Source organism: Dankookia sp. P2 (assembly GCF_050632255.1).
GTDB lineage: Bacteria > Pseudomonadota > Alphaproteobacteria > Acetobacterales > Acetobacteraceae > Paracraurococcus.
The window spans coordinates 2778595-2798148 of sequence record NZ_CP192581.1 but is presented as its reverse complement, the minus strand read 5'-3'; the positions used below and the strand labels follow the sequence as shown (position 1 = coordinate 2798148).

Below are 19554 nucleotides of genomic sequence, written 5' to 3'. Positions count from 1 at the left end.
CCGCCCGGAGCTCGCCTCCGGCGGGATCTTCGTCCTCGACATGGGCAAGCCGGTGAAGATCGTCGACCTGGCGCGGCGGATGATCCGGCTGGCCGGCCTGCGTCCGGAGGAGGATGTGGAGATCCGCTTCACCGGCCTCCGCCCCGGGGAGAAGCTCTACGAGGAGCTGTTCCACGGCCAGGAGCCGCCCCGCCCGACGCAGTTCCACGGATTGCTGGTGGCGATCGCCGCGCACCGCCGACCCGGCGCTGGTCGGCCGCGCGATCGACGAGATCGCCGCCGCGGCCAAGGCCGGCAGCCCCAGGGCGGCGCTGGCGCAGCTCGGCCGGCTGGTGCCGGAATTCGACCACAACGCGGATGGGGACGGGGCAAGGGCCGCCCACTAGGCCGCGTGCCGGCCGGGGCGCTGCCCCGGGGCCCCGCCAGGGCAGGCGCCGCCTTGCCTGGACCCATCCGCCGGAGGCCGGCAGAACGCATGCGGTCAACCCCGGGGAAAGCTCGGCTCCTGCGGCCGACGCCGGACCGGCCGGCACAGGGGGCCGGTGCGCGCCTTCCGACCGATCCGCGCGGGTTGCAACCGCGAGTAAGATATATCACGGCATATATCATCTGTATGATGCCGGGCGGCAGCGCGTCCGCCTAGGCTGCCGTCTCCAGGGCCGCAGATTCTTCGCACCCTGGGACGCGTCGTCAGCTTTCCATGCAAGCAATACGTCTCGAATTTTAAATGACGCTTTGGGAGGACATCATGGAGCACCGTCCGAATGGAGAGGCGGGTGTGCCGGTGATTGCGGCCATCGTCATCGTTCTCCTGCTGGCGTTCTCGGCCTGCTCGGCCAACCCGCCGCCGCGCAAGCTATGCGCAACCCGGCGTGCCAAGCACCTATAGCCGCCAGGTTCATGACGCCGCCTATTACACCGGGGCCGATCCCGCCTTTCCCGCGTACCGGCAAGGCCGGTGGCGGCGCGGGCGCCGGCGGCGAGTAGGACGGTCCAGGCGCGGCAAAGCCTCGGCCGTCTCCGCCTTGGCGGAGATGGCCGGGCATGCCGTCAGGTCTTCCTGGTTGCGCTGGGCAGGGCTGTCGCCTCTCCGGCGAATAGCCGTCGGGCAACCAGGAATAATAGTTGAGAAAAGGAAAATAATCCTTTATCCTGCTCCGTCGTTTCGCTGGCCGCGGAGCCTTGCCGATGTTCCCCTCGCCCCCGAGCCCCGGCCGTCGCTACACCCCGAAGCGCCCCTGGGCAGCGATGACCGACGCCGAATGGGCGGAGGTCCTGCCGCATCTCCGCACCGTGGCGATGGGGCAGGGCCGGAAGCTGCGCGATGCCCGCCAGCGGATCGACGGCATGTTCCAGGTCGCCGTCTCCGGCCTGCCCTGGCACAGCCTGCCGGAGGAATACGGCAAGCCCGACACCGTCAGCCGCCACTTCCGCCGCCTGGCGCATGCGGGCCTCTGGCTCCGGCTGGTCGGCGCCTGCGCCAACCGGGACGCCCTGCCCGCCCTGCGGCGGATCGAGTACTTCATCTGCCGCGCCGCCCGCCGCGCCATGCGCATCCTCGGCCTCGATGGCGCCCGGGCGGTGCAGCGGGCCGGGCTGTTCACCGCGCTGCCGGTCTGGCCGATCTACCTGCCGCATGACGCCGCGCTCGCCCTGGTCCGCGGCGCGGTCGGGGCCTGGCTGGCCCGCTTCCGCGGCCGGCTGCTGCCGGACGGCCCGACGCTCGAGCTCCGCCGCGCCCTCCGCCTGATCCGCTTCCTGCAAGGCAAGCCCTGGCACCGCCGCTGGGCGCCGCCGTGACTCGAGGTGTCCAGAGGCCTTTCGGCCTTTGGCGGGTGGGTCCAGGAGGGCGGCGCCCTCCCTGGCCTTTGTCCGAAAGCCGCGAAAAGCGGCTTTGGGGAAGATGGAAGCCCCCGCTACGCCGCCATGTTGCACCGCGACATGCGCCTTGATTGTGCATCCGGCCCCCATCGCGCTAAGCCCCATCCGCTGGAATCGAGGCATCGCATGACCGCAACCACCCGCCCCGTCGCCTTCTTCGACATGAAGGCGCAGCAGGCGCTGATCCGGGCCGAGATCGATGCCGGCATCGCCCGCATCCTCGACCATGGCCGTTTCATCCAGGGGCCGGAGGTCGATGCGGTGGAGGCCGGGCTGGCCGCCTTCGCCGGGGCGAAGCACGCGGTCGGCGTCTCCTCCGGCACCGATGCGCTGCAGATCGCCATGATGGCGGAGGGGATCGGCCGCGGCGACGCGGTCTTCCTGCCCGCCTTCACCTATACCGCGACGGCCGAGGTGCCCCTGGTGCTCGGCGCCACGCCGGTCTTCGTCGACGTGGACCCGCACAGCTTCAACATCGACCTCGCCGACCTGGTGCGGCGGGTGGAGCTGGTGGCGAAGCAGGGCAGGCTGCGGCCGCGCGCGGTGATCGGCGTCGACCTCTACGGCCTGCCGGCGAACTGGCCGGCGATCGAGGGGCTCTGCGAGAAGCACGGCATGTTCGCGCTCGACGACGCGGCGCAGGCCTTCGGCGGGTCGCTCGACGGGAGGCGGCTCGGCACCTGGGGGCATGCCACGGCGCTGAGCTTCTACCCGACCAAGACCTTGGGCTGCTACGGCGACGGCGGCGCGATCCTGACCGACGATGCCGAGCGCGCCGAGCTTTACCGGTCGCTGCGGACGCATGGCGAGGGCAAGAGCCGCTACGACGTGCTGCGCACCGGCATGAACGGGCGGCTGGACAGCATCCAGGCCGCCATCCTGCTGGCCAAGCTGCCGCTGCTGGAAGGCGAGCTGCTTGCCCGCCGCCGCGCCGCCGCCTGGTACGAGGCGGCGCTGGCGGGGCGCGTCCAGACCCCGCAGGTCGGCCCCGGCGCCGAGAGCGCCTGGGGCATCTACACCGTGCTGCTGGCGGATGCCGCCGCCCGCGGCCGGGTGCAGGCGGCGATGCAGGCGGCCGGGATGCCGAGCGCGATCTACTACCCGAAGCCGCTGCACCACCAGCCCGCCTATGCTGCGGCGCATGCGGCGGGGATCGAGGGCGGCGCGCCGCCCCTGCCGGTCAGCGAGGACCTCTGCACTCGCTGCCTGTCCCTGCCGATGCACCCCTACCTGACCGAGGAGGACGTGGCGCGGGTGGCCGCGGCGCTGCTCTCCGGTCTCGCGGGCTGACGGATCCGGGAACATTTTGTCGGTTCTCCATTGAACCGGGAGGGGCTGACGGGTTTCCATGCTGCGTCGTGTCATCGACGGAGGCTTGGGTCATGCGCCGGCGCTCCCTGCTGGCGGCCGGTGCGGCCGCGCTCACTCACCGCCCGCCGGGCCCGGGGCCAGGCCGAGCCGGTCGATGTCCTGCTGGTCCTCGCGGTCGACGTCTCCCGCTCGGTCGATGACGACGAGGGCGCGGCTGCAGCGCGAAGGCTACCGCGCCGCGGTCAGCGACCCGCAGGTGATCGAGGCGATCCGCGGCGGGATGATCGGCGCCATCGGTCTCGCCTACGTGGAATGGGCCGGGGCGGAGTACCAGAGGCTGGTGCTGCCCTGGATGCGGATCGGCGGGGTCGGCGAGGCGCGGGCCTGGTCGGAGAAGCTGGCCGAGGCGCCGCGCGCCTCGCTGTCCTGGACCTCGATCTCCGGCGGGCTGGACTTCTCCCGTACCGTGCTGGCGCAGGCGCCCTGGGACGCGACGCGGAAGGTGATCGACGTCTCGGGCGACGGGGTGAACAACAGCGGCGGGCCGGTGGAAATGGCGCGCGACCGGCTGGTGGCGGAGGGGGTGACGATCAACGGGCTGCCGATCGTCAACGACCGGCCGACCTTCGGGCGGATGCCGCCCATCCCGCTGGACGACTACTACCGCGACAGCGTGATCGGCGGGGCCGGGGCCTTCGTCATCGTCGCCGAGGATTTCCAGAGCTTCGGCAATGCGGTGAAGCGGAAGCTGATCCGCGAGATCGCGGCGCTGGACGGGCCGACCAGCGGCTGATGGCCGGCGATGCCCCGTTGCGCCAGCGACTCACGCCCCGGGCGAAGCCGCCCGGGACGCTCGCGGGCCGGGGCTCACTCCGGCGGCATCGCCCAGGCCATCGCCTCGGCGCCCGGGGCGTAGAGGGTGTTGGTCGTCGAGGGATTGCGGTTGACCAGCTTCCGCATGAAGAGCGGATGGGTCATCGAGCGGCACTCGTGCTCGACCTCGAACAGCAGCTTGCCGGTGTCGGGGTCGACGATCTTGATGAAGCGGTACTGGTGCTGGCTGTCTTCCTGGCTGATCAGACCGCGCTCCGACAGCCGGGCATGGACGCCGCCGAAGTCGACGAAGGCCAGCTGGATGTGGTGGCCGTCATAGGCCGGCAGCGGCGCGTTGGTCTCCTTGAAGGTCAGGTACTGGCCGGGGGCGACGAGCACCTTCGCCACCCCTCCCTCGAGGCTGGCGGGCGCCTGGACGATGTGCTGGTAGAAGCGGACGATGCCCGGCAGGGTGCCCGGCGCCACGTCGAACTCGACATAGGGCATGCCGAGCAGGATGCGGCCGAAGCGGTCGGCATCCGGGGCATGGGCGCGGATCCGGTTGCCCCAGGGGCAGGTGATGGCGACGTGGTCGTCCCGTTCCTCGAAGCCGTACAGCGTGCCGTCCAGCCAGCGGCGGGCGGTCTGCAGCCGGTGCAGCAAGCTGGGCGCGGTCCGGCAGCACCAGGCCGGTGGTGCCGCGCAGCACCTGGGCCGGACCGGTCGGCAGATGGAACTGGCTGACCCCGGCATTGGCCCACATGTTCTCGACGCCGGTGACCAGGTAGGGGTCGCGGGTCAGGCCGAGCGCCGAGATGTAGAAGGCGATCGCCTTGCCCTGGTCGGGCACCCGCAGGTTCACGTGCTGCAGCTCGACCGAATTGCCGAGCGATTCCAGCGCCCGGTTCCAGGGGCACGCGACCTTGGTCATGCCGTCCATTGCTGTGCTTCCTCCGCCTGCCGGCTCGATCGGCCGGCAGGCTCGCATGCGGGACGGCGTAACGTAAAGGGCGAGAGGCCTTAGTCGGCGTACTGACCGGCGCCCTGGATGATCGGCTTCCACTTGGCGATGTCGGCCAGCCAGAACTTGCGGTGCGCCTCCGGCGTCGCCATCGCCGCCGCGACCGGGGCGGTGCCCAGCTTGGCGAAGCGGGCGATCAGCTTCGGGTCGGCCAGCGCGACCTGGAGCGCCTTGCTCAGCCGTCCCGTGACCTCGGCCGGCGTGCCCTTCGGCGCATAGAGGCCGTGCCAGACGGTGACCTGGAACTCCGGCAGCCCGGCCTCGGTCGAGGTCGGCACCTCGGGCAGCGCCGCCGCCCGCTCCGGGGTGGTGGTGGCGAAGACCTTGATCGCGCCGCTCTTGATCTGCTCGGTGGTGCTGGTGGTCTGGTCGCACATCAGGTCGATGCGGCCGGTGAGCAGCTCCTGCATCGCCGGGCCGGTGCCGCGGAAGGGGACCGTGGTCATCGGCGCGTCCACCGCCTTCATCAGCAGCAGGCCGCAAAGGTGGCTGGCGGCGCCGATGCCGGCATTGGCGTAGTTCAGCTTCTCCTGGTCGCGGCGGATGACGGCGACCGCCTCGGCCAGGGTATTGGCCGGGAAGTCCTTCTTGGCGACGAGGGTCATCGGCACCTCGGTGACCAGGCCGATGGTCTCGAAGCCGCCGACCGGGTCGTAGGCCAGTCGCCGATAGAGCGTCGGCGTCGTGGCCATGCCGATATGGTGCAGCAGCAGCGTGTAGCCGTCCGGCTTCGCATTGGCGACGCGCTGGGCGCCGATGGTGCCGCCGGCGCCGCCGGCATTCTCGACGACGATGGTCTGGCCGAGCTCCCGGCCCATGGCCTCGGCGACCAGGCGGGTGACCGTGTCGGTCGGGCCGCCGGCGGCGAAGGGGACGATGACGGTCAGCGTCCGGCTGGGGAAGGGCTGGGCCGCGGCGGGCAGGGCCGCGGCAGCCAGGGCGGCGACGGCGAGCAGCGCGCGCCGGGCGAGACGGGTCATGGGGTCCTCCGAAGGGGTGCGGCGGTGGCGCGCGCGGTGAATATCGCAGCACCTTGCACGACGCGAGCGTCGATCAATCATTCGTTGAAAATCGTGACCGGCGCATTGCGGCGAGATCAATCGTCTGCCGGCCGGTTCGGTTGCATCTCCCGGCCGGGTACCGTCCTCACCCCGGCGGCAGCACCAGGGTGAAGACGGTCGCGGCCGCGTCCGAGCTGACGCCGAGCGTCCCGCCATGCGCGCGGGCGATCTCGGCGGCGATGTAGAGCCCGAGCCCGAGCCCGAGCCCGGCGCGCGGGCCGTCGGCATCGCGGCGGAAGGGCTGGAACAGCCGCGCCAGGATCGCCGGCGGGATCCGCGGGCCCTGGTTGGCGACCGCGAGGGTCAGGCCGCCATCCCGGCCCAGCGCGGTCAGCCGCACCGGCCGGTCCGGCGCGCCATGCACCAGCGCATTGGCCAGCAGGTTGCCGGCCAGCTGGGCGATGCGCTCCGGGTCGCAGGATACCGGGGCGGGCAGGTCGATCGCGGTCTCGATCAGCCGCCCCGGATGGGCGCCGCGCAGCGCCTCCGCCACCTCGCGCAGCGGGGCCTCCAGCGCCACGCGCCGGCGCTGCAGCGCGATCCCGCCGCCGAGCCGGCCGCGGGCGAGGTCGAGGGTGTCGTCCACCAGCTTCGCCATGCGCCGGCAGCTGCGCTGCATCTCCGCCAGGATGGCGGCGGCGCGGTCATCCGCCGGGCGGCGGGCCAGCAGCCCGACCCCGGCGCTGACCGCGCCGATCGGGTTGCGCAGGTCGTGGCCGAGCAGGGCGATGAACTGCTCGCGCAGCGTGTCCATCGCCTCGGCGTCCAGCAGGGCGGCGCGGCTCGCCTCCAGCTGCTCCTCGGCCTCCAGCTGCGCCGCGATCAGCTGGGCGAAGAGGGTCAGGGTGGGCAGCGCCTTGCTGTCGCGCAGCCGGGCGGGCTTGGGGTCGAGCGCGCAGACCGTGCCGAAGACCGAGCCGTCGCGGCGGATGATCGGCACCGAGATGTAGCTCTCGAACCCGTAGCGCCGGGGAGTCGGATGCGAGGCATAGACCGGATCCGCGCTCGCCTGGTCGATGACGATCGGCTGGCGGGAGGCGCGGATGCTGTCGCAGAAGGTGGTCTTGACATCGAGCTGCCCGCCAGGCCGCAGGCCGAAGCCGATGCGGTCGAGCACGGCGCAGGCGGTCCAGGCATGGTCGGTGACGCGGGCGACCGCGGCGAAGCCGAGACCGGTCGTCTCGGAGAGCAGCTGCAGGATCGCCGGGACGGCATCCAGGCGAGCGACCAGCGCGATATCGTCGGCGACGCCGGCTTTGGCGGGGGGTGGATTCGGTGGTCATGGGCGGCTCTGTCGGCGCGGCAGCCTAGAGGGGCTGCCGCGCCGGGACCAAGCAGGTTCGCCGACGCATCAAGCAGGCGTGCAGGCGCGGGCCGTCAGGCGTCCATCTTCAGGGCGGCGATGAAGGCGCTCTGCGGGATCTCGACCTTGCCAGATTGCCGCATGCGCTTCTTGCCCTCCTTCTGCTTGTCGAGGAGCTTCCGCTTGCGGGAGATGTCGCCGCCGTAGCACTTGGCGGTGACGTCCTTCGACATGGCGCTGATGGTCTCGCGCGCGATGACGCGGCCGCCGATCGCCGCCTGGATCGGGATCTTGAAGAGCTGGCGGGGGATCAGCTCCTTCAGCCGCTCGCAGATCTGCCGGCCGCGCCGGTCGGCCTGGCTGCGATGCGCCATGAAGGAGAGCGCGTCGACCGGCTCGGCATTCACCAGGATCGAGATCTTCACCAGGTCGCCGGCCTCGTAGCCGTCGACCTGGTAGTCGAAGCTGGCATAGCCGCGGCTGATCGACTTCAGCCGGTCGTAGAAGTCGAAGACCACCTCGTTCAGTGGCAGGCGGTAGACCGCCATGGCGCGGGTGCCGACATAGGTCAGCTCCACCTGCCGTCCCCGGCGCTCGTTGCAGAGCGTCAGCACCGGGCCGAGGTATTCGTCCGGCACCATGATCGTCGCCTTGATCCAGGGCTCCTGGATCTCGGCGATCACGGAGGGGTCCGGCATGTCGGCCGGGTTGTGCAGGTCGAGCTCCTCGCCGTTCGTCTTCTTCAGCTTGTAGACGACGGAGGGGGCGGTCGCGATCAGGTCGAGGTCGAACTCGCGCGAGAGGCGCTCCTGCACGATCTCGAGGTGCAGCAGGCCGAGGAAGCCGCAGCGGTAGCCCAAGCCCAGCGCGGCGCTGGTCTCCATCTCGTAGTGGAAGCTGCTGTCGTTCAGCCGCAGCTTGCCGACGCTTTCGCGCAGCTTCTCGAAGTCGTCGGCATCGACGGGATAGAGGCCGCACCAGACCACGGGGATGGAGGGCTTGAAGCCCGGCAGCGCCTCGGCCGCGGGGGCGCGGTCGTCGGTGATGGTGTCGCCCACGTTGGTGTCGGCGACCGTCTTGATGGCCGCGGTCACGTAGCCCATCTCGCCCGGGCCGAGGCTGTCCACCGCGACCATCTTCGGGGTGAAGATGCCGACCTGCTCGACCGTGTGGACGGCGCCGTTCGACATCATGCGGATGCGCTGGCCCTTCTTCAGGTGTCCGTCGCGGACGCGGACCAGCACGACGACGCCGAGATAGGCGTCGTACCAGCTGTCGACCAGCAGGGCGGTCAGGGTCTTCGCCGCGTCGCCGGTGGGGGAGGCAGGCGGGTCACGATCGCCTCCAGCACGCCCTCGATGTTGAGGCCCGTTTTCGCGCTGATCAGCACGGCGTCGGAGGCGTCGAGGCCGATGACATCCTCGATCTGCTGCTTCACCCGGTCGGGCTCGGCGGCCGGCAGGTCCACCTTGTTGAGCACCGGGACGATCTCGTGGTTCGCGTCCAGCGCCTGGTAGACGTTCGCCAGGGTCTGCGCCTCGACGCCCTGGGAGGCATCGACCACCAGCAGGCTGCCCTCGCAGGCAGCCAGGCTGCGGGAGACCTCGTAGGCGAAGTCGACATGGCCGGGCGTGTCCATCAGGTTCAGGACGTAGGTTTCGCCGTCATGCGCCTTGTACTGGATGCGGACGGTCTGCGCCTTGATGGTGATGCCGCGCTCCCGCTCGATGTCCATGTTGTCGAGCAGCTGCTCCTTCATGTCGCGCAGCGCCACGGTGCCGGTGGTCTGGATCAGCCGGTCGGCGAGGGTCGACTTGCCGTGGTCGATATGGGCGATGATGGAGAAGTTGCGGATGCGGTTCAGCGGGGTGTCGGGCATGAGGATTCCGGAGGCCGTATTGGGGGCCTGGGTCGGGCCCGGCCGTCTGCTGGGTGGGAGATAGGCCAGCCGGGGCCTAAATCAAAGCGCCGCCTGCGATGCGTGGCGGCCGCGGGCTATTTCACCACGTAGTTGGTGGTGGCGCAGGCATTCACGTTGCGCCGCTCCCCCGCCTCGCCGCCCTGCCAGACCCAGCGCAGGTCATAGAGGCACTCGCCCTGCGGCAGCCGCACCGGCTGGTATTCGCCGGGCGGGACGATGGTGTTCTCCCCCAGCCGGTCCGGCCCCCAGCCCTTCGCCGAGGCGGGCGAGGCGTAGAATTGCTCGATCGGCCGGCCGCCCTGGTTGACCAGGTTGAAGGAAGGGTTGCCCTGCTGCGCGTTGCGCGGCGCCGCGCCGCCGCCGCCCAGCACCAGGTCCACCAAGCCGCAGGTGTTCAGGTTGCGCCGCTCCTCCGCCCCGGCACCCTGGTAGACGATGCGGATGTCCCAGCTGCAGGTGCCGTCCTGCGGCAGGCGGATGATCTGCCGGCCGCCGGGCGGCACCACCTCGTTGCCCAGCCGGTCGTGCCCCCAGTCCGGCTGGTTGGCGGGGGAGGCATAGACCTCGTTGATCGCCCGGGCGGTGTTGTTGACCACGCGGAAGGACGGGTCATTCCCCGGATTCGGTGCCTGGCCCGGTGCCGGTCCAGTCTGGGCCAGGGCCGCGAGCGGGACGAGCAGCGCGAGGGGCAGCGCGCGACGCAGCATCGATGGAGCTCCTTCAGGGTGGCCAGGATAGCGCGGCCGGGGCGGGATGGAGGTTGCCCGCTTCGCCGCCCGGTCAAGCCTGCGTCACGACGGGTCGGCATCAATCCGGGCCGGCATCGCCGGCCGCCGCGCCCATCGCCAGCAGCCGCGCCTCCAGCCGGTCGAGCAGGGCGTGCAGCAGCTGCCTCTCGGCCGGCGCCAGGGCGTCCAGCAGGCCGGCCTCCAGCGCCCGCGCCTCGGGCAGGATGGCGGCATGCAGGGCGCGGCCGGCCTCGGTCATCGCCAGGCGCTGGACCCGGCGGTCCGCCGCATCCTCCTGCCGCGCCAGCAGGCCGCGGTCGAGCAGGGCGCGGACCGCGCGGCTGACCTTCACCTTGTCCATCGCCGTGCGCTCGACCACCCCGGTGGCGGAGAGCCCGCCGAAGCGGCCGACGACGGCGAGGACCCGCCATTCGGGGATGGAAAGACCATAAGGGGCGGAATAGCGCCGGGCGAAGAGCCGGGAGGCATGGTTGGTCACCACCGAGAGCCGGTAGGGCAGGAATTCCTCCAACGCGAAGTCGGCGGGGTCGGTCATCGTCTGGCCTGGCAGCGGGGGAGGGCCGAGGATGCCGGAGCCGCCGGCCCGCGGGTAGGGGCCCCGATGCGGTCCCGGGCGCGGCAGGCTTGGCAGCCGCCGCCGCCCGGTCCATGTCGTTGCCGAGCAGAGGGGAGGCGTTGCGTGCCCGCCACCTACCAGAACCCGCGCTATGCCTGGCGGCGACCCGAGGCGCTCGGCCGCGCGGCGGCGGAGGAGGCGGCCGTGGTCATCCTCGGCGGCGGCGTGGTCGGGCTGACCCTGGCGCTGGACCTGGCGCGGCGCGGCACCGCCTCCGTCCTGCTCGACGAGGATGACACCGTCTCGCTCGGCAGCCGCGCCATCTGCTGGGCCAAGCGGACGCTCGAGATCATGGGCCGGCTCGGGCTCGGCGCGCGCTTCCTGGAGAAGGGCGTGCTGTGGAACCAGGGCCGCGTCTACGTGCAGGACCGGGAAGCCTATGCCTTCGACCTGCTGCCCGAGCAGGGCCATGAGTACCCCGCCTTCGTCAACCTGCAGCAATACTACGCCGAGGAATGGCTGGTGGAGGCCTGCGCCGCGACCGGCCTCGTCGACCTGCGCTGGCGCAACCGGGTGACGGCGCTCGAGACCCGCGCCGACGGCGCGCTGCTGACGGTCGAGACGCCGGACGGCGCCTACCGGCTGCACGCGCAGTGGCTGCTGGCCTGCGACGGCGCCCGCAGCACGGCGCGGGAGGCGCTGGGCCTGCCCTTCCTCGGCCAGGTCTTCCGCGACCGCTTCCTGATCGCCGACATCGTCATGCGCGGCGACCTGCCCGCCGAGCGGCGCTTCTGGTTCGACCCGCCCTTCCATCCCGGCCAGTCCGTGCTGCTGCACAAGCAGCCCGACGACCTCTGGCGGATCGACTTCCAGCTCGGCTGGGATGCCGACCCGGAGGCCGAGAAGCAGCCGGAGCGGGTCCGCGCCCGCGTCGCCGCCATGCTCGGCCCGGCGGTGCCATTCGAACTCGAATGGGTCAGCGTCTACACCTTCCGCTGCCGGCGGCTGGAGCGCTTCCGCCATGGCCGCATCCTCTTCGTCGGCGACAGCGCGCACCAGGTGAGCCCCTTCGGTGCCCGCGGCGGCAATGGCGGGGTGCAGGATGCCGACAACCTCGGCTGGAAGCTGGCCGCGGTGCTGGCCGGGGAGGCACCGGAGGCGCTGCTCGACAGCTACGATGCCGAGCGCATCCCGGCGGCCGAGGAGAACATCCTGAACTCCACCCGCAGCACCGATTTCATCACCCCGAAGAACGCCGCCGCGCTGGCCTGGCGCGACGCCGTGCTGGCGCTCTCGGCCCGGCACGCGCTGGCCCGGCCGCTGGTGAATTCCGGCCGCCTCTCCCGCCCCGCCGTGCTGCGCGGCAGCCCGCTGAACACCCCGGGCGGGGAGGATCTCGCGGCTGCCGCCCGGCGCGCCGGCCGCGGATGCGCCGGTGCTCGACCGTGGCCGGCCGGACTGGCTGCTGCGGCATCTGGGTGGAAGCGGCTTCACCTTGCTGGCCCTGGCCGGTGAGGGCGCGCCGCCGCCGGCGCCGCCGCCTGGGGTGGCCCGGCTGGTGGTGGGGAGACCGAGACCACCGGCGCGGTCTTCGACCATGCCGGGCTGGTCGCCGCCCGCTGGGGCCTCGCGCCGGGCCAGGCGGTGCTGCTGCGGCCCGACCAGCACGTCGCCGCCCGCTTCGACCGGCCCGATCCGGCCGCCATCGCCGCCGCGCGCGACCGCGCCCTGGGGAAGCCCGCATGACCCTCTCGACCGAACCGCGCCTGGCCGATCCGGACGGCTTCTATGCCGCGCTGATGGAGGCGCATCGCGGGCTGGAGGAGGCGGCCTCCCGCCGGCTCGACGCCGCGCTGGTCATCCTGCTGGCCAACCATGCCGGCGACGCGGCGGCGGCGGAGGCGATCCGGCTGGCGCGGGAGGCGGTCGTCCCCGCGGATTGAGTGCCTGCCACGCCCCTCTCCAGTGCCGGCAGCGCGGCACCCTCCGCGCGGCCGGCCGCGGCTGTCAGCGCTCCGCGCCGCTCAGCCGCACCTCGATTGCCGCCCGCGCCACCAGGTCGTCCGCCGCCGGGCGCATCGCCTCCGGATGCGGCTTGGCCGGGCCGCGCGGCCGCTTCTCCCAGACCACCGCCTCCGGCACCGCCACGCTGAAGCCGGCGCGGCGGAAGCGGCCGACCATGGCCGAGAGCCCAAGCCGGTTCACATAGACCCCGGCCCGGCCGACCAGCGGGCTGGCCCAGAAGGCGTCGCTGAACCGCAGGTGCTGCAAGCCGCCGCCCAGATGGTCCTGGAAGTCGATGAAGTGCAGCCCGACGCCATCCGGCGCCGTCACCCGCCGCAGCTGCTGCAGCAGCGGCGCGATATCCTCACGCCGGACATGCTCCAGCACCGCCTCGCTCACCACCAGGTCGACGGCGCCGTCCGGGATGCTGGCCAGCGCCGCCGGCCCGCCGATCAGCAACGTCGTGCCGCAGCGGGCCAGCGCCGCGCCGCGGTCGGCGCAGCCGGTCAGGTCCGGCGCCGGCAGGCCCTGGGCCTGCGCCGCCGCGGCGGCGGCGCGGTAGGGGCGAGCGCGGTGGGCGCGCTGTCCGCCGGATCCACGTACCAGATCCGCCGCGCGCCGAGCCCGGCCAGCACCGGCGCGCGGACCACCATGGCGCCCGGCCCGATCTCCAGCACCGTCCGCGGGCGGCGGCCCATCATCGCTTCCGCCCGCTGCATCCAGCCGGCCGGCGTGCCGACCAGCTTGGCCGGGGCGGTCGCCTCGAAGGAGGGCCGCGCCAGGCCGAAGGCCCGGGCACGGGCGCCATGGATGCCGATTGCGGCGAGCCCGAGCTTCAGCCCGAGCTTCGCCCACCACGGCACCGGGGCACCGCGGGCCAGGCCGTGCGGCGCCGGCACGATACGGTTCGGTGTCGCCACTTTCTCCGTGCGCTGTTCCATGGGGTTGCGGCTGCTGCCTCCTCGTCCTCCAGGCATAGTGCAGATGGGCCCGCGGCGGAAACGCATTGGTGCGGCAATCCGCTCCCGCAATGCTGCACGGGGCGGGGTTTGCCTCGGCCCGCCGCCGCGCCCGATACTGTGCCCCAGGCCATCGCGCCGCCGGTGGCCTTGCCGGAAGATGACCCATCCCCGCCGATCCGCGCTGCCGCCGCGCCCCGTGACGGCAGGGCGGCTGCGCCGCGGGCAGGAGAGCGAGATTGAACCCGATCGAGCATATCCGCCGCTACCAGGACCAGCTGGCCGCCTGGCGGCGCGACTTCCACGCCCATCCCGAGACCGGCTTCGAGGAGCACCGCACCGCCGCCCTGGTCGCCGAGCGGCTGGAGAGCTGGGGCATCGAGGTGCATCGCGGCATCGGCCGCACCGGCGTCGTCGGCGTGCTGCGCTCCGGCCGCGGCAACCGCGCGGTCGGCCTCAGGGCCGACATGGACGCGCTCGACATGCCGGAGGCGAACGGCTTCGCGCATGCCTCGACCGTGCCCGGCAAGATGCATGGCTGCGGCCATGACGGGCACACCACCATGCTGCTCGGCGCCGCCCGCTACCTGGCCGAGACGGGGAATTTCGACGGCACCGTGCACCTGATCTTCCAGCCGGCCGAGGAGGGCCAGGGCGGCGCCCAGGCGATGATCGCCGACGGGCTGTTCGAGCGCTTCCCCTGCGACACGGTCTACGGGCTGCACAACCGCCCAGGCATGCCGGTCGGGCATTACGGCATCCGCGAAGGCGCGATGATGGCCGGCTGCGCCTTCTTCGACCTGGCCATCCACGGCAAGGGCGGCCATGCCGCGCGGCCGGAGGCGACGGTCGACCCGGTGGTCTGCGGCGCCCAGGTGATCTCCGCCTGGCAGAGCATCGTCGGCCGGAACGTGGCGCCCTACGACACCGCCGTCATCAGCGTGACGGGGTTCGAGGCCGGCACCGCCTACAACGTGATCCCCGAGCGCGTCGCGCTGCGCGGCACGGTGCGCGCCTTCAAGACCGAGACGATGCGGCTGCTGGAGCAGCGGATGCGGGCGCTGGCCGCCAGCATCGCCGCCGGCTTCGGCGCGACCGCCGAGCTCGACTTCCGCGAGATCACCGTCCCCGTCGTCAACAGCCCCGAGCAGACGACGCTGATCGCCGATGCCGCCGCCGCCATGGTGGGCGAGCCGCATGTCGACCGCGCCCGGGTCGCCGCCATGGGCTCCGAGGATTTCTCCTACATGCTGGCCGAGCGCCCCGGCGCCTACATCCTGGTCGGCAACGGCGACGGCGCGGGAAGCTGCGAGGTGCACAATCCCGGCTACGACTTCAACGACGCCGCGATCCCCTATGGCGCCGGCATCCTGGCCGCGGTGGTCGAGAAGGAGTTACCTAAACCGGCGTGATCACAGCCTGCGGCGCGGCGGCGGGTTTTCCCGCTGTCGCCGGAACGCCGCGCTAGCCTTCCCCCGTGAGGCGGCAGCAAGCCGCCCGCGGGAGGCAAGCAACCATGACCAGATACGAGGTGACGCGGCGCGCGGCGCTGCGGGCGGGCGTGGCGGGCGTGGCCGGGGCCACGCTGCCGGTGTTCAACGTGCAGTCGCAGAACTCGGCCGGCGTCCTGCGCTGCGGCTTCTGGGAACACTGGGTCCCCGCCGGCAACGACATCATCCGCGAGCTCTGCGAGGAATGGGGCGCGAAGAACCGGGTCGAGGTGAAGATCGACCGCCTGGTCTCCGCCGGCAACCAGATCCTGCTGACCATCGCATCCGAGGCGCAGTCGCGCAGCGGCCACGACATCGTCGCCATGCCGACCTGGGAGCCTTCCTCCCACGCCCGGCTGCTGGAGCCGGTGGACGATGTCATGGGCCGGCTGCAGAAGAAGTACGGTCCCGTCACCCCGGCCGCCGAATACCTGGCGAAGCGGGAGGGCGCCTGGCGCGCCGTGCCGGCTGTCGCCGGCACCCAGACCAAGCCCGCCTGCATCCGCTACGACCTGTTCCAGCAGCATGCCGGGATCGATATCCGCGCCATGTGGCCGGCCAAGCCGGAACGCGGCCCGGGTGCCGATACCTGGAATTGGGACGCCTTCCTGGCCGCGGCCACGAAGTGCAACGCCGCCGGCTACCCCTTCGCCCTGCCGATGGGCCAGTATTCCGACGCGGTGGACTGGGTCGGCGCGCTGTTCCGCAGCTTCGGCGCCAGCATGATGGATGCCGAAGGGCAGGTGACCATCCGCGGCAACGACAAGCTGAAGCAGGCGACCGAATACGTCATCCGGCTCTCGAAGCAGCTGCCGGACGATGTCTGGGCCTGGGACGACGCCTCGAACAACCGCGCGCTGATCTCCGGCAAGTCGGCGCTGATCTTCAACCCGCCCTCGGCCTGGGCGGTGGCGAAGCGGGACGCGCCGCAGGTCGCCGAGAAATCCTGGTACGCGCCCTTCCCGGCCGGGCCGGAGGGACGGTTCACGCCCTTCCTGCCGTATTTCTGGGGCATCTGGAGCTTCTCGAAGAACAAGACCGCGGCGAAGTCGCTGCTGGAATTCCTCTCGGACCGGCAAAGCGCGGAACGCCAGTCGACGGCGACCAACGGCTACGACATCCCGCCCTTCCAGAGCATGTCCAACTTCAAGGTGTGGGAGACCGAGGGGCCGCCGACCGGCTTCGCCTACAACTACCCGGACAAGCCGCATCAGCAGGGGCAGCTGACGGTCGCCTTCGCCCCGGCGCCGGCGGACACGGCGGTGCAGGCCTATGTCCAGGCGGTCAACACCAAGATGATCGCCCGCATCGCCCAGGGCGGACAGAGCATGGCGGAGGCGATGGCCTGGGCCGAGGGCGAGCTGCGCAATTTCGCGCGCGGCTGAGCCGGCAAGGCCGGGGAGAAGGAGTCTCCCCCGGATCCCCTCATGCATCTCCCCGAGTCCCGGAGGGAAGGGTTGGGTTCGGGGAGGGAACACCGGCCTTCCTCCCCGATCCTTCCTATCTCGCCAGGAAGGCCTTCGCCTGCACAATCTCCGGCCGCTCGCTGTCGGCGGTCTCGCTCAGCTGCAGCAGCTTGCGGTAGTACCCCGCCGCCTTCTCCGCGTCGCCCGCGGCGGCCGCCGCCTGCGCCGCGCCGGCGAAGCCGCGGAAGCGGTTCGGCTCGCGCTGCTGCGACGCCTCGTATTCCCGCAGCGCCGCCGCCGGCTGGCCCGCCTCCAGCAGCATGTCGCCCAGCAGCTCCCGCGCCGGCAGGATCCGGCCGGGGGTGACGATGTGCTTCTCGTTGCGGTCCTCGAGGTCGGCGGCCTCCCGCATCAGCGCCAGCCCCGCCTCCCGCTGCCCTCGGGCGAAGGCGGTCCAGCCGGCGACGGCCTGCTGCTGGATTGCGGCCTCCCGTGCCCAATAGGCGTTGCCGGCTTCCGTCAGCCGCTGCTGCTCGGTCGCCAGCGCCGCCGCGCCCTGCTCCGCCAGCGCGACGTCGCCCGAGCGCGCGGCGCCGATCGAGCGGGCGAAGGTGGTGATGGCCGCGGGCGCATAGGCCGCGTTCCCGGCCGGCGGCACCAGCGCCCTGGCCGCGGCCCAGTCGCCGCGTTCCAGCACGATGCGCGCCGGGATCGCCGCCATGGCATAGGGCACCGAGGCCGGCATCGGCGCCGCCGGCGGGACCTGCCGCACCGCGTCGTAGGCGGCGCGCGCCGCGGCGTCGCGGCCGAGCTGCAGGTCGGCATAGACCGCATAGTCGCTGGCGTGCCAGGCCTCGCCGAAATCGCCGGCCCGGCTGGCGACGGCGAAGGATCGCTGGTTGGTCGCCGCCGAATCCGCCCAGGCGCCGACCCGGGTGAAGATGTGGGACGGCATGTGCAGCGCATGCGGCGCATCGGGCGCGAGGCCGGCATACTTGCGCGCCGCGGTCAGCCCCTGCGCCGCGATCGGCGGCGCGTCATAGACATGGATCAGGTAGTGCGCGACGCCGGGATGGTCGGGGTACTTGGCGAACTCCTTCTCGAGGATCGCCGCCGACCGCGCATAGGCGGCATAGGTCTGGTCGGCCTGGGACTGCGTGCCGGCGATGTAGAGCGCGCTGAAGATCTGCGCCTCGTCGTCATCCGGGTAGCGCGCCGCCAGCGCCTCGTAGGCCTTGGCGCGGCTGGCCTGGCGCTCGCGCTCGGGGCGGGCGGCGAAGTCCTGGTAGTAGGCGGCGACGGCCTCGATGTAGTCGCGCTCGCGCTGCGTCTTCGCGCCGGTCGCGCGGCCATGCGCGATCGCCGCCTGCGCCGCCTCGGCGCCCTGCGGCGTGGCGCCGACGCCGGCCAGCGCGTTGTTCATGAGGACGGAGGCGATGCCCCAATCGGCGATGGCGCAGCCCGGGTCCTTCGCCAGTGCGGCGCGGAAGGCGGCTTCCCCGGCGGCGTACCAGAAGGAATGCAGCATCGCCACGCCGCGGGCGAGGTCGGCCTGCGCCGCCGGGGCGCAGGAATTGGCGAAGCTGACCTTGCCGACCTTCTCCTCGGCCGCATGCGCGTGGTCGTGCTGGGCGAAGGCGGCGCCGGGGGCCAGCAGCAGGGCGGCGAGCGCGCCGGCGAGGCGACGTGGTGTCATGGCGTGTCTCCCATGGTCGGCGCGGCGGGGCCGCGCGACCCCGCCAGCCTAGCCGGGCGGGCGCCGCAACCGGTAGCACTTCATCGGTCGGCGCCGGCCGTCACACCAGCGGGCAGCCGCCCTCCGCCATCGGCCGGAAGGCCTGGTCGCCGGGGACGCTGGCCAGCACCTTGTAGTAGTCCCAGGGGCCCTTGCTCTCGGCCGGCGCCTTCACCTCCAGCAGGTAGGCCGGGTGGAGCTTCCGCCCATCCGCGCGGATGCTGCCCGGGCCGAAGGCGTCGTCGTCGCAGGGCATCGCCTTCATCCGCGCGACGGCGGCGCCGCCATCCGCCTTGGCCGCGGCGACGCCCATGGCGGCCACCGCCTTCAGGTAGTGCAGCGTCGCGGCGTAGCAGCCGGCCTGCACCATGGTCGGCGGCGGCGCGTTGAAGTCCTGCTTCAGCCGCCGCGTCAGGGCGCGGGTGCGGTCGTTGACGTCCCAGTAGAAGCTTTCCGAGCAGACCAGCCCCTTCGCCGTCTCGAGGCCCATCGAATGGACTTCCGAGATGAAGAGGATCAGCGCCGCCAGCTTCTGCCCGCGCTTCTGGATGCCGAATTCGGCCGCCTGCTTGACGCAGTTGACCAGGTCCGTCCCGCCGGCGGCGATGCCGATGACCTTGGCCTTGCTCGCCTGCGCCCGCAGCAGGAAGGCGGAGAAGTCGGTGGTGCCGGGGAAGGGGAAGCGGGCGGAGCCCAGCACCTTCCCGCCCTCGGCGGCGATGATCTTGCCGCCCTCGGCTTCCATCGAGGTGCCGAAGGCGTAGTCGGCGGTGACGAAGTACCAGCTGTCGCCGCCTTCCCGCGTCATCGCCCGGGCGGTGGGATTCGCCAGCATCCAGGTGTCGTAGGTCCACTGCACCGTGTTCGGGCTGCACTGCGCCCCGGTCAGTTCCGCCGTGCCGGGCGCGCTGGCCAGGAAGACCTTGTTCTTCTCCCGCACCACGCCGTTCACCGCCAGCGCGGCGCTGCTGGCGGGCACGTCGATCAGCGCGTCGACGCCGTCGCGGTCCAGCCATTGCCGGGCGATGTTGGTGGCGAGGTCGGGCTTGTTCTGGTGGTCGGCGGCGACCAGCTCGACCTTGAGGCCGAGCGGCGCGGCGTCCTGGATCGCCTGGCGCACCGCCAGCACGGGATCCGGTCCCGACAGGTCGGCGAAGGGCCCGCTCATGTCGGAGATGATGCCGAGCCGGACGGTCTGCTGCGCCTGCGCCCGCGCCATCCGCGGCAGCATGCCGAAGGCCGCGCCGCCGAGCAGCAGCGCGCGTCGATCGAGTATCATCCTTGTCGTCCCCCGGCGGCCGCACGCGCCGGGGGCGCTGCCGCCGCCGCGCGGCGCCCCCGGCC

The 19554-nt window shown here is 72.2% G+C and carries 17 protein-coding genes and 1 pseudogene; 8 read left to right on the top strand and 10 right to left on the bottom strand.

Annotated features, from left to right (window positions below):
• Window positions 1-40 precede the first annotated feature (40 nt).
• The 4 genes from ACQ86J_RS16545 (at window position 41) to ACQ86J_RS16530 (ending at window position 3985) form a co-directional block, all read left to right on the top strand.
• On the top strand, window positions 41-643 hold the full coding sequence (locus tag ACQ86J_RS16545; RefSeq protein WP_431271958.1) for a polysaccharide biosynthesis protein: 603 nt from the start codon (window positions 41-43) through the stop codon (window positions 641-643).
• Window positions 644-1188: 545 nt separating this feature from the next.
• Entirely contained in the window at window positions 1189-1800 is a 612-nt protein-coding gene (locus ACQ86J_RS16540) for a transposase (RefSeq protein WP_431271957.1), read from the top strand.
• A gap of 207 nt (window positions 1801-2007) precedes the next feature.
• The gene (locus ACQ86J_RS16535) at window positions 2008-3171 is read left to right on the top strand and encodes a DegT/DnrJ/EryC1/StrS family aminotransferase (RefSeq protein ID WP_431271956.1); all 1164 of its coding nucleotides are present in this window, start codon (window positions 2008-2010) and stop codon (window positions 3169-3171) included.
• A 217-nt stretch (window positions 3172-3388) separates the two neighbouring features.
• On the top strand, window positions 3389-3985 hold the full coding sequence (locus tag ACQ86J_RS16530; protein WP_431271955.1) for a DUF1194 domain-containing protein: 597 nt from the start codon (window positions 3389-3391) through the stop codon (window positions 3983-3985).
• A gap of 74 nt (window positions 3986-4059) precedes the next feature.
• Here the strand turns inward: ACQ86J_RS16530 and ACQ86J_RS16525 are convergent, their stop codons facing one another.
• From ACQ86J_RS16525 to ACQ86J_RS16500, 6 genes and pseudogenes are all read right to left on the bottom strand, one after another.
• The gene (locus tag ACQ86J_RS16525; RefSeq protein ID WP_431271954.1) at window positions 4060-4668 is read right to left on the bottom strand and encodes a hypothetical protein; all 609 of its coding nucleotides are present in this window, start codon (window positions 4666-4668) and stop codon (window positions 4060-4062) included.
• A gap of 357 nt (window positions 4669-5025) precedes the next feature.
• The gene (locus ACQ86J_RS16520; protein WP_431271953.1) at window positions 5026-6006 is read right to left on the bottom strand and encodes a tripartite tricarboxylate transporter substrate-binding protein; all 981 of its coding nucleotides are present in this window, start codon (window positions 6004-6006) and stop codon (window positions 5026-5028) included.
• 166 nt (window positions 6007-6172) lie between these two features.
• Window positions 6173-7279, bottom strand: coding sequence for a GAF domain-containing sensor histidine kinase (locus ACQ86J_RS16515; protein ID WP_431272430.1), 1107 nt, complete (start codon window positions 7277-7279; stop codon window positions 6173-6175).
• A 185-nt stretch (window positions 7280-7464) separates the two neighbouring features.
• Window positions 7465-9269 (bottom strand): annotated as a pseudogene (lepA, locus tag ACQ86J_RS16510) (translation elongation factor 4).
• Window positions 9270-9385: 116 nt separating this feature from the next.
• Entirely contained in the window at window positions 9386-10018 is a 633-nt protein-coding gene (locus ACQ86J_RS16505; protein ID WP_431271952.1) for a hypothetical protein, read from the bottom strand.
• Window positions 10019-10118: 100 nt separating this feature from the next.
• Window positions 10119-10595 (bottom strand): MarR family winged helix-turn-helix transcriptional regulator, encoded by a 477-nt coding sequence (locus tag ACQ86J_RS16500; protein WP_431271951.1) that lies wholly within the window; start codon window positions 10593-10595, stop codon window positions 10119-10121.
• 144 nt (window positions 10596-10739) lie between these two features.
• On the opposite strand from ACQ86J_RS16500, the gene ACQ86J_RS16495 reads away from it, so the two are divergent.
• Both ACQ86J_RS16495 and ACQ86J_RS16490 read left to right on the top strand, forming a co-directional pair.
• Window positions 10740-12131, top strand: a complete 1392-nt coding sequence (locus ACQ86J_RS16495) for an FAD-dependent monooxygenase (protein WP_431271950.1) — start codon at window positions 10740-10742, stop codon at window positions 12129-12131.
• A 227-nt stretch (window positions 12132-12358) separates the two neighbouring features.
• On the top strand, window positions 12359-12559 hold the full coding sequence (locus ACQ86J_RS16490; protein WP_431271949.1) for a DUF2783 domain-containing protein: 201 nt from the start codon (window positions 12359-12361) through the stop codon (window positions 12557-12559).
• A 64-nt stretch (window positions 12560-12623) separates the two neighbouring features.
• On the opposite strand, the gene ACQ86J_RS16485 is transcribed toward ACQ86J_RS16490, so the two are convergent.
• Together ACQ86J_RS16485 and ACQ86J_RS16480 are read right to left on the bottom strand one after the other, a co-directional pair.
• Window positions 12624-13079 carry a class I SAM-dependent methyltransferase gene (locus ACQ86J_RS16485; RefSeq protein WP_431271948.1) on the bottom strand — a complete coding sequence of 152 codons (456 nt, stop codon included), beginning with the start codon at window positions 13077-13079 and terminating at the stop codon, window positions 12624-12626.
• Window positions 13080-13126: 47 nt separating this feature from the next.
• On the bottom strand, window positions 13127-13561 hold the full coding sequence (locus ACQ86J_RS16480) for a hypothetical protein (RefSeq protein ID WP_431271947.1): 435 nt from the start codon (window positions 13559-13561) through the stop codon (window positions 13127-13129).
• A gap of 257 nt (window positions 13562-13818) precedes the next feature.
• On the opposite strand from ACQ86J_RS16480, the gene ACQ86J_RS16475 reads away from it, so the two are divergent.
• Together ACQ86J_RS16475 and ACQ86J_RS16470 are read left to right on the top strand one after the other, a co-directional pair.
• Window positions 13819-14991 (top strand): M20 aminoacylase family protein, encoded by a 1173-nt coding sequence (locus tag ACQ86J_RS16475; RefSeq protein ID WP_431271946.1) that lies wholly within the window; start codon window positions 13819-13821, stop codon window positions 14989-14991.
• 104 nt (window positions 14992-15095) lie between these two features.
• Window positions 15096-16454: an ABC transporter substrate-binding protein gene (locus ACQ86J_RS16470; protein ID WP_431271945.1), complete on the top strand. Its 1359-nt coding sequence runs from the start codon at window positions 15096-15098 to the stop codon at window positions 16452-16454.
• 115 nt (window positions 16455-16569) lie between these two features.
• Here ACQ86J_RS16470 and ACQ86J_RS16465 read toward each other — a convergent pair whose 3' ends face one another.
• Window positions 16570-18171, bottom strand: a complete 1602-nt coding sequence (locus tag ACQ86J_RS16465) for a hypothetical protein (protein ID WP_431271944.1) — start codon at window positions 18169-18171, stop codon at window positions 16570-16572.
• Between the two features lie 100 nt (window positions 18172-18271).
• Window positions 18272-19489: an ABC transporter substrate-binding protein gene (locus ACQ86J_RS16460; RefSeq protein WP_431271943.1), complete on the bottom strand. Its 1218-nt coding sequence runs from the start codon at window positions 19487-19489 to the stop codon at window positions 18272-18274.
• Window positions 19490-19554: the final 65 nt, after the last annotated feature.